Below are 13,956 nucleotides of genomic sequence, written 5' to 3'. Positions count from 1 at the left end.
TTTGTTCAGATTCCCCGGTCTTTTCCTTTTTATCTACTCATTCATCTTTTCAATGAGGCTGCCGCGGGTTTCAGATCCCACCCTCTCCGTCAATAAAGTCCAGAATCCTGGGGTTTTTGTACTGAAAAGCGATCAAAACCTTAATTTGCCGCTTTAAAATCGGTCTTCTGTAAGGGAATAATACGCATTTGCCCGCCATCTATACCATGTAAATCCACTCTTTCTTTCTCATATCCTTTCTTAAAGAATAACAGCCTGACTGTTTGTCCTTTCTTGACTCGCTGGATTACTTTTCCCTGCTCGTCTGCGCGATGGATCTGCTCCTGCAGAGGAATGTCGGATTGGCCCATAGAAACTTTCGGACCAATGCCAATCTGATAAGTTACGTGCGGGATGGGCTTCTGTTTCTCATCAACAATTTGGATAAGCACTTGTTCATTTTTGGGGATTGAATCTGAGAGTTGATCGTAATGTTTTGGAGCAGGTAGTTGTACTTTCCTGATTTTCCCTACATCTTCCGAAGTCAGGATCACTTCCTTTTCCGCTCCATCCTTATAAATCTTTACAAGAGTTTTTTTCCCCTCCATGACATAGGCAGAAATTATTCCGTCTTCATTTGACAACCGGCCGATTGCCGTCTTTGCCCCTCCGGGATTGTAACCTATGATATCATCCGAATACCCCACCCGGGGAAGAGGGTTTCCTTCCGGATCGACTACTTGAATCTCCGCTTCTTTGATTGGTGGAGGGGGAGCCTCAAAGGAAGAGGAATTGACTCCGCATCCGGTTAGAACAGCAAGGAAGAAGAAAAGAAAAATGTGTCGCATCAACATCCTCCTATTTAAAAACATTTACGACTATTAGACAGATCAGAGGGTGAAATAGTTGCATCAGGGATCTCCCTATGCTGAATAAACTAGTTCATTGGTTTTTAGAATAATGGCTGCGCTGTGTGTTTTGCTAGAATACAAAAAAAAGGAGCGGTCACCCGCTCAGGTTTCATGTCAGATGGGTGAGACGTTCACCCAAGACTTATGGTCAGTTTTGATTGCGTATGTCTATTCGTTCACCCCGGGCCTTATCCCGCGTATGAATTCGCGTATCGCGGGCGTTATCGCGGACCTCAATGCGCAATTTCCTTGCTGTATCACGGGCCCAGATTCTTAGGCGTTTCGGCTTTTGAGGGTTTACTGTCTAATAGCTGAACAGAACATTCTGCCGAAATCAATATCATTAGTGCTAATGACAATAAATACAGAAAATGTACTCTCTTGTTTCTGGTCATACTTTTTACATTAACTCCTTCCGGTTCTCATTTGCAATCCATCATAATGAATGATTGCTTATACTCTCTCAGGAGACTTCATGTACAATGTATTTCATTTTATAATCTTCTTTTATATTTGGAAAGCTAAGCCAAGATTTAACTTGGAAGTGAATGAGAACGGGAAACTGAAGGGCGTATAAAAAGTGATGAGTGGCCATTAATGGTCATTTTTTTATCAGTTCCGGCTTCATAACCTTTGACAGATTTATGCCACTATTGCTATCCTTCATATATTTATGTTATCTTTTTTTTAGTGTTTACGGTAAACTCCCGAATTTTAGCAAATGAAATAAGGGTAAATGCGAGGAGAGATAATTTGAGGAAAAAAAGGTATCTTGCTTTCGTACTGGCCACTTCATTGTTTGTCGGACTACCTGTAAGTGTCGCCCGTGCAGAAGAACCTGATCCTTTAGGGCCGGGGGAGACGGTGTCGTCTCAGGCGAAACTGCCGTCTCAATCGAAAATTAATGATGTTCTCCATTCGGCGGACAAATATATTGGTACGCCTTATCAATGGGGGGCTGACCCGTATAGCGAAACCAATCGCTATTTTGATTGTTCTTCGTTTACTCAGCGCGTCTTTAAAGAGAACGGCATCATCTTAAAACGGGATTCGCGGGAACAATCGACACAGGGAAAAACCGTCGTTTCTGTTCAGAGTCCCGAACAATTTATCGGAGATGGAACAGAGAAACCGAAAGGGGAGCGTTTGCATTTCGATGAGATTCGATCCAAGCTAAAGAAAGGTGATCTCATCTTCTTTGATAATGAGGAAGAAACGCCCAACGTGGAGAAAATACACCATGTCGCCATTTATATAAATGAACATACGCTGCTTCATGCAACCAATACGTATGGAGTCAACTATACGTATTTTAACGAGAAACGAAAAAACAACATTGTTATCGTGAAACGGATGATTGAGGAATCGATTCCCCCTGTTACGCAATCGGAAATTATTGCAACAGGTGAAAAATATTTGGGGACCCCTTTTTCAAGCGATCCGGAACAACAGCCGGGAACGATGAATGCTTCCAAATTTGTAAGGGATGTATTTGCAGAGCACGGGATTCCCCTCCCGGGTACAGCGAATGACATGTCAAAGGCAGGCATCGATATTCCAAAGGATCAGTTGAAAATGGGGGACTTAGTCTTTTTCGATAACGATCACGATGGCATTATTACGCATGTCGCCATTTATGTGAATGAGAATAAACTGCTTCATGCCACGGTATCAAAAGGCGTCACCTATACCACATTTTCGTCTTACTGGCAGGATGCATATGTGAAGGGAAAACGAATCCTCGATCTGAAAGGGCCTCTGCCGCTAAATGAGGAAGTCTTTAAAACGGCTGTCACTTATGTAGGGAAAAAGCAGATTGAAGATATTGAACCGGATGAGAACGGACAACCAAAGCTGGTAACTCCCGATAGCTCGAAGTTTGTGCAAAAGGTCTTCTATGACCATTATGTCGGCATGTCCCGAACTTCCAATACACAGCAGACACAGGGGAGGAGTGTCTCTCTTTCAAATGCTGTACCGGGAGATCTGGTGTTTTTCGACTCTGACCAGGATGGAAGCTCCAATTATGTTGCCTTTTATGTTGATTCCGACACCATACTGTTAAGTTCATCATCTGAGGGTATAAAGTATAGAACGCTGACGGAGTCAATGAAAAAAGAGATTATGGCAATCAGACGAATCGGGCTATAAGCAGGAATTGCCGGTTTGAGTGAGTTTCAAACTGGAAATGGACCCAAGAGGCAAGGTTCATAAGGATGGCTAAGACAAAAACGCACAAACCGTTAACAAGCGGTCAGGTGCGTTTTTGTCGTGTTTAGAGAAGCAGGGCTGAGCCGATAGCAGTTTTCCGGTTAGCGGTCGGTATATGGGAAGGGTTTAGGCTGTCGGAAGCCGGAAATGGGTGATGTGTTTTGATTGCGTTTATATTTAATAAACTCGTCTGTTGTTAAAAAGGTTTCCGTATACCCAAGCCGGCGGCCAAGCTGTGTGATATAAGGAGTCTCAACTTGAGCTTTGGCCAGGATGTCTGTATGTGAGAAAACTTCACGCGTGTGGCCGTCGAGAACCACCTCTCCTTGATAAAACACAATTGTTCTCTCAAAGTTTTCCGCCACAAAGTCCATATCATGGATGATTGTCATGACCAGCTTATTCTGTTCTTTTAAGGATTGGATAATCCGCTTTATTTTCGCTTTTCCTGCCTCATCCTGCGCGATGGTCGGCTCATCAAACAGGATGATATCCGGTTCCATGGCAATCACCGATGCGATGCAAAGCAGCTTTTTATCCGATAAGCTCAGGTCCTGAGGGTTTTCCTCCAATTGATCTGCCAGACCCACCATCTCCAGCGCTTTAAGGGAATTTTGTTTTGCTGTTGTTTTGTCCAGTTTTACATTTAGCGGGCCAACCATCACTTCATCGATGACCGTCCCTTTAAAAATCTGGTCATTTGGATTTTGAAAGACCAGTCCGATTTGTTTGGATAATGCAGCGGCAGTCGTGTCTTTTGTGTTTCGGTTTTGAATATAAATATCCCCTGTGCATGGTTTTAAAAGGCCTTTAAGCAATTTGGCAAAGGTTGTTTTTCCTGCACCGTTTTGACCGATGATCGCGGTGGACCGCTGATCAAAATGAAGATTGATATCTTTAAGAATTTTGCTGCCCTCATGATACCAAAAGGATAGATTTTTTACCTGAATCATGGTTAATTTCTCCCCAATGCCTGACAAGCCTCGTCCAAAGTAACAGGATAAAACGAAGAGTCCGCTTTTTTTACATTTAGTGCTTTACATACCCTGGTATAAACAGGTGCCTCCACACCATGCATGTTCAAATCATTCCTGGAAAAAATTTTTTCCGGAGTGTCAAAGCCGATCAGTTTTCCGTGGTCAAGCAGCATAACCCGGTTGCAAAATTGGGCAATCTTCTCCACTTTATGTTCCACCATAATCACTGTCATGCCATCATCACTTAATCTCTGAATGGCACGAAAAACTTCTTCAGATCCCTGTGGGTCAAGTTGAGAAGTGGGTTCATCCAGAATAATAATCTCCGGTTTCATCACAATGATACTGGCAATGGCCATTCTTTGCATTTGTCCGCCTGATAAATCAAATGGATTCCGGTCCTTCACCTGTTCTAAATGTAACAGATCCAGCACGGCATCAATGCGGTCGATCATTTCCTTTCGTTCAACCCCTGTATTTTCCAGGCCAAATGCAATTTCTTCATAAACGGTAAGCTTGGAACCGGTTATCTGGGTAAAGGGGTTTTGAAACACGATCCCCGCTTTGCGGGAAAGTTCACTAATGGTACTTTTTCTTACCTCCAATCCGTCAACCATCACTTTACCACCGTAAGCGCCCTGATAAAAATGGGGAACCAGGCCGACAAGAGCCTGACACAGAGTCGATTTTCCCGCTGAATTTCGTCCAATGATCCCGATCAACTCCCCTTGTTCAACTTCAAAAGAGAGATCGTCAAGGGCTAAGGTTCGGGATTCAGGATATCTGTATTTTAAATGCTCAACGATGATTTTTTTCATGCAATCATCCTCCAGCCAATCGCTGCAACGATTATACAGATCAGCCCCCATTGAATGGGCCAGCTGTATGGAGATTTCTTTTCTTCATTTAAAAAAGTCTTTTTACCACTCGATTGAAAGCCTCTCACTTCAAGTGCCAGAGCTCTTTCTTTCGTATTGATGAGTGAATGGAATACGACGGGAGCAATCAGAGGTAAAAAGGCCTTTATTCTCACGATCAGGTTTCCCTCTGTTTCCATTCCTCTGGATCTCTGTGCATCCATAATGGTTCTCATCGCGGAAGCCATTTGGGGAATGATTTGAAAGACTGAATGAAGTACATATCCTAAGCGGGGAGAAAGCCCTTTCCGAACAAGTGCTTCAACAAGATCTGAGGGTTTGGTCGTGAGGACCAGCAACATAAAAGCTCCGGTGATATTGATCACTCTGAGTGAAATCAAAAGCCCGTAAAGGAAACCCTCCCGGTAAAAGATCAGTGGGCCGATGTGATATAAAGGAGTTTCATTTCCTTCGTTAAACAGCCCTTGAATGATGATGACAGTGGAAAGGATGAGAAAGATGAAGCCATAAACCGGAATTGCTTGTTTGAAAACCTTAGCCAGGAGCAACAGGGATAAAGTAATCATCATGCAAACAAAAGAAACCGGAATCGTTGGCAGAATCACGGGAACAGCAATCGAGAAAATAATAAACCATATCTTGCTGATGGGATCAATGTTGTGTACAAAAGAATCTCTGTCAACATATAAACTCAATGATTTCAAGGTTATTTCACCTTCTTTCCGTTTCCCGGGGGATCGGGCAAAGGGGTGATTCAATCCAGGGACTCCAGTTTATTCTCGTTACTGTAAAGTTGCTTTAACTTTTTGGGAAGACCTCTAAATATCGCATAACTGATTAAAACAGACACACATTTATCCGGGAGGTCAACCACCAGTTCGTCTAAAAAGGATGCCAGCCAGACTGATTGCGTTTGGGCCATCACCAGTCCAAAGAGTGCATCTCCCCAGATATTACCCGTTTGCCCTCCCCAGAAGGCAACATTTAACGGAGTGGATATGATCACGGCGGTAAACCCGACAGCCAAACCGGCAACAACAGCTTTCGTCCAGCTGGAGATCCAGCCCCTAAAAGCCAAAATCCCGGCTACAAGGCCGATAAATATACTTGTAAGTGCATACACAAAAGCAATGGGATTGGTGAGACCATAGACAATATTATTGATCGCACCTGATATTGCACCAATCACAGGGCCGGCAAGCATACTGGCTAATATGGTACCGATGGAATCAAGCCATAGCGGCAATTTCAGCCCATCGGCCAGCCATTTCCCTATATAGTTGATGCCTGCAGCTGCCGGAATCAATACCAGTGCGGCAGTTGAAAAACGAAAGGACCACAGCTTTTGCTTTTGCATAGGCCAAAACCTCCTCTGATTGCGTATTTCATCTGGAATATTCCTTTCTATAAAATCGAAATATTTCCCTTCTCTTATATTTGATATCAATACAAAAAAATGAAATGTTTCCATTTTTGGCGGCTATCCATGGTTTCACCGGAAGAGATGGTCAATGCGGACACCTTCGTGAATCTGCACATCTCTTTTATCATCGTATGGGATATGAACCTAAAAGCATTGGGTTTTCTAAGAGCTTAAGTAGTCGTTAAACTCTAAAGCCTGTATGATCGGATTTTGAACAGCCAAATAGCAGAAAATAGCAAGGTTGTTCACCATGACTACCTCCCGGCCGGGGGGTTCTTTTTTTGTCCAGAATGAAGAGTCCCATTCTGAATACGACCACAGTCGTAATTGAAAATGGAACTCTGGTTCGTGTTGGTGAAAGCAGATGTTTTATATGCTTAAGTCAGTAACGGAATGGAGGAGGGAGAGCATGAAAAATGGTAAAAAACTGGCCGGAGTGCTGTTGCTAATCGTGGGAGCCGGCATTTTCCTTGGAGATTTTGGCGGTGTGATCGCCTTCCTGATTGTGGCCGGGCTCACATACTATGGTGTGAAAAAGCTGAAAGCCTCAAAAACGCAAGGCCAAAAAGTGTTTGCGGTCATTGTCCTGGGAATCGCTGCGTTGATGCTGCTCCATTTGCTGCCGCTCATGCTTGGGATTTTGATTGGCGGTGCGTGCCTGTACTATGGTTGGAAACTGTTTAAAAAGGACGGGGATTCCGAAGGCTGGGCCATGGAATCCGGACCGGCGGGGGACGGAGCGATGACAGTGAATTCCCCTGCTAAAGTGGATACCTCTTTTGAAGCTGATTGGCAGGAGTTTTTGAAAAGGCAAAACAAAAACGGTTGAGATAGAAACCAAGGGAGGAATGAAACATGGCATTAAAACGATTGCGGGATTTTCTGGCGGCTACCTACCATGAGGTGATGGATGAACTGGAAAATCCGGAAGCGATGCTGAAACAGTATCTGCGTGAAGTGGAGAAAGAGATTGAGAAAGCGAAAGATACCATTGTTAAACAGCAAATGATGGGAAAAGAATTTGCCCGGCAGCTGGAGGAGGCCAAGAAGCTGGCGGCCAGGCGTGAAAAACAGGCACAAATCGCGTTTCAGGCGGGCGAAGAGGAGTTATCACGCAAAGCGTTCGCCGAGATGAAGCATTATGAAGCAAAAGCAAAAGAATATCAGGAATATACGGTAAAATCGGAAGAGCAAGTGAAGGAGTTAAGGGAGCAACTGGGCAAGCTGGAGAAAAAATATCAGGACCTGAAAGATAAAAAGAATGACTTGGTCGCCCGCGCGGCTGTTGCGAAAGCGAAATACAGCATGAACGCTACGCTCAGCTTTGTCGCTTCAGATAGCGCACTGAAAGAGTTTAAGCGCATCGAAGACCGGATTACCGAGATGGAGATCAAAGCCAATTCGTACGCCAATGCCGGATTGGGCGGCGAAGACCTGAGCTTTGCCAAAGTAGAGTATGCAGATGAAGTGGAACAAGAATTAGAGAAATTGCGCGGCACCAAAAGCGAAACCGACAATGGAAAGGAAGCGTCTCAGTCATAAACATGGCAATGCAGAAAATGGGCGCCCGCTGGGTGCTCCTTTTTTTAAAGAAAATCTGAGGAGGTGGAGCGTTCCACCCGACCCGGCCGGAAGAGGGATCGTGTGGCGAAGATGATGAAAAAAGGGATCGGTTTGTTATTAATCATTGGCGGGTTCTTTATTTTACTCGGTTCACTTGCGTATGGCATGATCGGCGGCTGGCTCCCGGATGGCTGGTTTGCAAACGGCAAACATGACGACACAGTTGTCCCGGCATCGAAAATCAAGCGTGTCAGGATTGAGGCGATCCAAAATTTGAATATCATTCCTGAAGACAGAAAAGATATCAGGGCTGTATTGGATGGAGACGGAGCAAATGGTGTAGATTTGCAAATCCGGCAAAACGGCAGCGAGTTGCAGATATCCATGGAAGCGAAGTGGTATCAATGGTTGAGGTGGTTTAGGGATGAAGTGACACTGAATGTCTATGTCCCGCAAGATTATAACCGGGACATGTCCATTAAGTCGGTTGCGGGCAATTTGCGCTTTTACGGACCATCAAACAGCCGGCCGATGGTTCTGCATGAGCTTACATTGAGCTTTGCTGCGGGGAATGTTGATTTACAGAACTTAAAAGTGAACCGGCTTAAATACGATAGCACGGCCAGCAACATGGACCTCCAACATGTTAAAGCGGAAACGGCCGATCTAGACTCCCAGGCCGGAAATATTCAGTTGAATCACTTTACCGGTTCTTTCCGGGCTCATCTTACAGCGGGTAACATCCATGCTCAAATTGATTCTTTAACAGGGCCGGTCCGGTCTCATTTAGCCGCAGGCAACATTTCACTTGATCTGCCGCAAAACGCTGATTTCAACCTGGATGCCAGTACGACTGCCGGTGAAATTCGCTGCCAATTCCCGCATCAGAGCAACAATTCGAAATGGAATGAAACGGCTAACGCAACAAATGGAAATGGAAAACATTCCATTAAGCTGACAAATACAGGTGGCAATATCCATGTGTATTAATTTGAGAGGCTCAGGTGTCAGGTCCGGAGCCTTTTCCTTTCCACAGCCATCCGGGCCCTGAGTCGTATTTCAAGGTGGAACCGGGGGTTGATTTGGAAAAAGGCTGCGTTTGGTATTCTAAAGAAAGCAAAGGAGCACAAACGTTTCTTTTTTTGGGGAAAGATAAAAGAGATACAAGCGGTCCAGAAGGCCTCCAGGTTCAACCATATAAATTTTCCTCTTCAGGAGTCTGAAAGGAGTTGATATCAGTGGAATATAAATGGGTAAAAGTACTCATACATGCAAGTACGTGGTTTGCCCCTGTATTAGTGCCGATTATTGTATATCTGGTTATCAGGGATCGTGAGGTTAAGAGTTTATCGTTACAAGCCCTGGTCTTCCATTTAATCATAGGGATCTTGATCTCTATTTCCGCCTTTTTCTCCTGGATATTAATCGGGATTCCATTCCTCATTATTTTTGCCCTGATTGCCATCATTGCCCCTGTCAAGGGGATGATACGTGCGCTTCAGGGACGCCCCTTTCGCTATCCCATGATTGGGAACTGGTTCTCCTGAGCAGAGACAAAACCTGTATCGTGCCAATAGTGAGTAAAAGAACGACACTATCTGGAAAAGGGCGCCCGCCGGGTGCCCTGTTTTTAAGAACGCGGTCCGGTATTTTATAATGGCAGCGAGGAGGTGGAGTCGTATTGTTCCCAAAAATGGCTGGAGGTAACCTGCGGCGATGATGAAGAAAAAATTTTTCGGACTGCTATTGATGATCTGCGGTTTCGGCATATTTATCAGTTTGGCTGTAAACAGTGCCATAGGCAGTTGGTTTTCCAGTCAGGAACTGTATGAAGAAGCTGCACCTGCGGATGGTATCAATTCCATTAAGATTGAGGCGCTTCAGGATGTTCATATCATTCCTGAAAACCGGAAAGATATAAAGGCAGCTTTACACGGAGAAGGGGCTGATAACGCGGATTTAAATATCCGGCAGGTTGGCGGTGACCTGAAAGTTTCCATGGGCTCACATTGGTATCGCTGGATGATGTTTGACAACAGATTAACATTGAATGTCTATGTGCCTGAACGGTATGATCAGAATATGGATATTCATTCAGTGGCCGGAAATTTGCATTTTCACGGACGGTCCCCCGGGCAGCCGATGAAATTGCGTCAGCTTACAGTGGATCTGACATCAGGGGACAGCTACTTGGAAAACCTGCAGGTCAATGATCTGAGATATGACAGCACAACAGGAAATGTTAACATACAGCGGGTGACAGCGGAAGAGGCTGACCTTCATTCCGGTTCGGGAGATATCCGGTTGGATCACTTCACCGGCTCCTTTCTTACCAGTCTGGATATCGGCAACCTGACGGCCCGGATTGATTCTTTAACAGGCCGGATCCGAGCGGATGTCACCACCGGAGATATTCAGGTTGATTTGCCGCAAAACGCCGACTTTGTCTTAAAAGCGAAAGCATCCGGCGGTGATATCCAATGCGGATTTTCGTGCCAAAAAGAATGGGAAGATACAGTTACGGCAACGAACGGAAGCGGTAAATACTCCGTGATCCTTAACAGTGTAAGCGGCGACATTCTTATTGATTGACCGCCCGGCTTTGTGTATTGAAGGAGGCGAAAAAATTGCGCCTGTTCCAGAGCAGATTTATGGGATGGATCATCTTGATTGTCGGGGTCATTATTTTTTTAAACCTGACTGATCATCTTTTGTCCGGCCCGCTCGTCTTGTTCGTCATCGGGGTCTTGCTGCTGAGAAAACACTATCGGAAAGCGGGCTACTGTTTTCTGATTCTGTCTGTCCTGATTTTGCTGGACAATTTATTTCATTTTAACTGGGTATGGACCCTCGTTTCTCTGCTGTTGATTTACTACGGTTACCATCTGTTTAGAGATGCAGGGAAGCCAAAGAAACAGGGAAAACCGGAGAAAGAAACAGAAGAGCCTGAACCCCCCTTATCCCAACCATCCCGGGAAAGCGGGCAAACACAAGCAGAGATTCCGGTGGGTGAGCATGAAAATATTCAATTTAAGACACCTCTGTTCCGCAGTTCTGCAGTCGGTCATTTGTATATGATCAACCGCCGTTTTGAACTGACAGATATGAATATGTCTTACGCCATTAGCGATGTAAAAATAGATCTGTCAAAGGCAATCATTCCGGAAGGGGAAAACACCATTGTCATCAGCGGACTGATCGGCAATGTGGATATCTATATCCCGGATGATTTGGATGTATCGATCGCCGCCACAGTGACCGCCGGGTATCTCGATGTACCGGGCTTTAAGCAGGGAGGAGTAAACCGCCAGGTTCAATTGGCCACAAAAGGATTTGATCAAGCCAGGAGAAGGGTTAAAATCTCTGTCTCTATGCTGTTCGGTGATATTGGTGTGAGGTATTTATGAGCAGAAAAAAGATAGCGGGCATCCATTGGCGGTTGATACGTTTTACGGTCTGGATTTGTACGGGTTTATCCCTGCTTGTGCTTGTGCTTACCCTGCTTTCTTACGGGCTTGGTTTACAAACCTTGTTGACGGCCCAAATATACGATATACCTCTTCTTATACTGATTCCGTCACTGGTGGTTCTCACGGGAGCGGTCTCCGGCTTTATTTTTGGTTATGGTATAAAAAGAAGGATGGAAATGCTGGCAGAGTCGATCATGCGATTTGAGCGGGGGAATTTTGCCCACCGGGTGCCCGCTTCCGGTGAAGATGAAATCGGAATGGTAGCAGATCACTTAAATAGAATGGCTGAGCGAATCGAAAAGCAGGTTGCCTCATTGCAAAAGCTGTCTACCGAAAAAGCGCAGTGGCAGGAAAGAATGAAACAGGCAGTCATTTCCGAAGAGCGGCAGCGGTTGGCGAGGGAGCTTCATGATGCGGTCAGCCAGCAGTTGTTTGCCATCTCCATGATGTCATCAGCGGTGAAAGAAACCTTACCCGAAGCTGATATCCAAATCAATAAACAAATAACGATGATCGAAAAGATGGCAGGAAACGCGCAGAATGAGATGCGTGCATTGTTGTTGCATTTGCGCCCGGTCACGCTGGAGGGCAAAGGGTTAAAAGAAGGACTGGAAGAGCTGCTGGAGGAGTTTAAAGCAAAACATTCAGTGGAGATTGATTGGGAAGTGTCCGATTTGCCCAATCTGGCGAAGGGGATTGAAGACCATCTATTTCGCATTGTCCAGGAAGGATTGTCCAATGTTTTCCGCCACTCTCAGGCAACCGCGGTTACTGTTCGCCTCGCAGCGCGAAACCGGCAAGTATACCTGAAGATTATTGATAATGGAGTCGGCTTTGACATGAACAAACCAAAGGCGTCTTCATACGGCTTGCAATCAATCCAGGAACGGGCCAGTGCCATTGGAGGGATTGCGGAAGTAGTATCATTTCCCGGCAAAGGTACACAAGTGGAAGTGAAAGTGCCGATCGTTGATGAGAAATAGGAGGGAGAAGCGTGATTCGTGTCATGATTGTGGATGATCATGAAATGGTACGAATGGGGCTGTCTGCTTATCTTGAAGCCCAGCCGGATATCGAAATTGTCGCTGAAGCTTCAAACGGTAAGGAAGCGGTTGAACTGGCACAGCAAAAAAAGCCTGATGTGATTTTAATGGATCTGGTTATGGACCAGATGGATGGTGTGGAGGCGACGAAAGAGATCTGCCGTGTGCTTAAAAATCCCAGAATTATCGTGCTGACCAGCTTTATTGATGACGACAAGGTGTATCCGGTCATTGAAGCGGGGGCGTTAAGCTATCTGTTAAAAACATCAAAGGCAAATGAAATCGCTGAAGCGGTACGTGCCGCGATGAAAGGGGAACCTGTACTGGAGGCGAAAGTAACCGGAAAAATGCTTTCCAGGATGCGTCGTACAGAGGAAGGGAAACCGCATGAGTCATTAACCGCGCGTGAAATGGAAATATTGCGCTTAATCGCCGAGGGAAAAAATAATCAGCAAATTGCTGACATGCTGTTTATCACGGTAAAAACGGTCAAGAGTCATATCACCAATATCCTCTCCAAACTGGAAGTGGATGATCGCACTCAGGCGGCGATCTACGCACACAGAAACAAGTTGGTTCAGTGAAGCAGTAGGGCTCAGGGATTACCAGCCAGAGCCTTTTTTTATTGGAAATTCCCCGTTCTGTCGGACTATACCGGCAAGTGAATAATTTTTTCTGAGAGGATTTTAGACAACTTTTCGTATATAAGGGTGTGAATATTTTCAAAGGAGGCGTTGGGATGCCTGAAAATCCCGATTGGCCACATGCAATCTTCATATCAGTAATAAACACCAGCCGGTCCGAAAAAACAGTGGGTGATCGTTTTTTCATTTAGATAAAAATAATTAAACTTAATAAAGGGAAACAATAAAAGTTGAAGGGATGCCTCTGATCTGTCCGGCAAACAGGCAACAGAAGTTTTGCATGAAGGAGCCGGATCATCCCGGCTGAGTTTTTTCTGCCATGGATGTTAAGTCGCGGAGTGATATTGGAATGGGTGAACCGGAAAAAGTGATTACATACCTGATGGTCGGACTTGATTTTGCTTTTGTATGTCTGGTATTTGCTGTCTGTATGTTCAGGCGTTTGGAACAAAGGGATAAACGGTGGGAAAAAAGCCATCAAAAAGAGTACCGGCGGATGGCGGAGGAAGTTTCGGAGCTGGTCCCGGATCCTGAACCGGATCTCTGATCAAGAAAAACAGTGAAAGATGGAGAAAGCACCCAGATAGAGGGTGCTTTTAAGCTTTATATGTCCGGATTGCCGAGAGGGTTTTCGCTCCGCATGTATGGCCGGCTTGAGCTCTCCATATACATATACCGGTGGTGATGGGGAGGCGGGCAGTAATGATAATGGTGTTTCATCATATGCTTCATGATTTTGTAGGCTTTTTTACAATGATAATAGGCTTTATGCATTTTGTGATAATCCATCATGTGATCATGCATTTGTGCATTCGCTCCTTTTTTTGGTTGTTCACACATGAGTATCTTATGAAAGT

Annotated in this window: 15 protein-coding genes; 10 read left to right on the top strand and 5 right to left on the bottom strand. The window is 45.1% G+C overall.

The window, feature by feature from the left end:
• Nucleotides 1-140 precede the first annotated feature (140 nt).
• Nucleotides 141-827 (bottom strand): hypothetical protein, encoded by a 687-nt coding sequence (locus I8U27_RS06725; RefSeq protein ID WP_181751376.1) that lies wholly within the window; start codon nt 825-827, stop codon nt 141-143.
• 816 nt (nt 828-1,643) lie between these two features.
• On the opposite strand from I8U27_RS06725, the gene I8U27_RS06720 reads away from it, so the two are divergent.
• Nucleotides 1,644-3,041 carry a C40 family peptidase gene (locus I8U27_RS06720; protein ID WP_181751377.1) on the top strand — a complete coding sequence of 466 codons (1,398 nt, stop codon included), beginning with the start codon at nt 1,644-1,646 and terminating at the stop codon, nt 3,039-3,041.
• A 161-nt stretch (nt 3,042-3,202) separates the two neighbouring features.
• On the opposite strand, the gene I8U27_RS06715 is transcribed toward I8U27_RS06720, so the two are convergent.
• The 4 genes from I8U27_RS06715 to I8U27_RS06700 are packed head-to-tail and all read right to left on the bottom strand — an operon-like array spanning nt 3,203 to nt 6,313.
• Nucleotides 3,203-4,054, bottom strand: a complete 852-nt coding sequence (locus I8U27_RS06715) for an energy-coupling factor ABC transporter ATP-binding protein (RefSeq protein WP_181751378.1) — start codon at nt 4,052-4,054, stop codon at nt 3,203-3,205.
• A gap of 2 nt (nt 4,055-4,056) precedes the next feature.
• Complete coding sequence (locus I8U27_RS06710; protein WP_181751379.1) at nt 4,057-4,896, bottom strand: energy-coupling factor ABC transporter ATP-binding protein; 840 nt, start codon at nt 4,894-4,896, stop codon at nt 4,057-4,059.
• Nucleotides 4,893-5,660, bottom strand: coding sequence for an energy-coupling factor transporter transmembrane component T family protein (locus tag I8U27_RS06705; RefSeq protein WP_181751380.1), 768 nt, complete (start codon nt 5,658-5,660; stop codon nt 4,893-4,895). Before I8U27_RS06705 ends, I8U27_RS06710 begins: the two co-directional genes overlap by 4 nt.
• Before the next feature lie 50 nt (nt 5,661-5,710).
• Nucleotides 5,711-6,313, bottom strand: coding sequence for an ECF transporter S component (locus I8U27_RS06700; RefSeq protein ID WP_181751381.1), 603 nt, complete (start codon nt 6,311-6,313; stop codon nt 5,711-5,713).
• 475 nt (nt 6,314-6,788) lie between these two features.
• On the opposite strand from I8U27_RS06700, the gene I8U27_RS06695 reads away from it, so the two are divergent.
• The 9 genes from I8U27_RS06695 to I8U27_RS06655 all read left to right on the top strand — a co-directional run bounded on the left by I8U27_RS06695 (nt 6,789) and on the right by I8U27_RS06655 (nt 13,646).
• Entirely contained in the window at nt 6,789-7,208 is a 420-nt protein-coding gene (locus I8U27_RS06695) for a hypothetical protein (protein WP_181751382.1), read from the top strand.
• 26 nt (nt 7,209-7,234) lie between these two features.
• Nucleotides 7,235-7,921 carry a PspA/IM30 family protein gene (locus I8U27_RS06690; protein ID WP_181751383.1) on the top strand — a complete coding sequence of 229 codons (687 nt, stop codon included), beginning with the start codon at nt 7,235-7,237 and terminating at the stop codon, nt 7,919-7,921.
• Between the two features lie 111 nt (nt 7,922-8,032).
• Nucleotides 8,033-8,932 carry a DUF4097 family beta strand repeat-containing protein gene (locus I8U27_RS06685; RefSeq protein WP_232345297.1) on the top strand — a complete coding sequence of 300 codons (900 nt, stop codon included), beginning with the start codon at nt 8,033-8,035 and terminating at the stop codon, nt 8,930-8,932.
• 248 nt (nt 8,933-9,180) lie between these two features.
• Entirely contained in the window at nt 9,181-9,489 is a 309-nt protein-coding gene (locus tag I8U27_RS06680; RefSeq protein ID WP_181751385.1) for a DUF4870 domain-containing protein, read from the top strand.
• A gap of 169 nt (nt 9,490-9,658) precedes the next feature.
• Nucleotides 9,659-10,534: a DUF4097 family beta strand repeat-containing protein gene (locus I8U27_RS06675; RefSeq protein ID WP_181751386.1), complete on the top strand. Its 876-nt coding sequence runs from the start codon at nt 9,659-9,661 to the stop codon at nt 10,532-10,534.
• Nucleotides 10,535-10,569: 35 nt separating this feature from the next.
• Nucleotides 10,570-11,349: a cell wall-active antibiotics response protein LiaF gene (liaF, locus tag I8U27_RS06670; protein WP_181751387.1), complete on the top strand. Its 780-nt coding sequence runs from the start codon at nt 10,570-10,572 to the stop codon at nt 11,347-11,349.
• Nucleotides 11,346-12,395 (top strand): sensor histidine kinase, encoded by a 1,050-nt coding sequence (locus I8U27_RS06665; protein ID WP_181751388.1) that lies wholly within the window; start codon nt 11,346-11,348, stop codon nt 12,393-12,395. Before liaF ends, I8U27_RS06665 begins: the two co-directional genes overlap by 4 nt.
• Nucleotides 12,396-12,406: 11 nt before the next feature.
• Complete coding sequence (locus I8U27_RS06660) at nt 12,407-13,039, top strand: response regulator transcription factor (RefSeq protein WP_309506112.1); 633 nt, start codon at nt 12,407-12,409, stop codon at nt 13,037-13,039.
• A 409-nt stretch (nt 13,040-13,448) separates the two neighbouring features.
• The gene (locus I8U27_RS06655) at nt 13,449-13,646 is read left to right on the top strand and encodes a hypothetical protein (RefSeq protein WP_181751389.1); all 198 of its coding nucleotides are present in this window, start codon (nt 13,449-13,451) and stop codon (nt 13,644-13,646) included.
• The last annotated feature ends 310 nt before the right edge of the window (nt 13,647-13,956 follow it).

Source organism: Paenactinomyces guangxiensis, from assembly GCF_016055185.1.
In the GTDB taxonomy this organism is placed as follows: Bacteria; Bacillota; Bacilli; order Thermoactinomycetales; family Thermoactinomycetaceae; genus Paenactinomyces; species Paenactinomyces guangxiensis.
The sequence above is the reverse complement of the archived record's forward strand: the minus strand, read 5'-3'. Positions and strand labels throughout refer to the sequence as shown.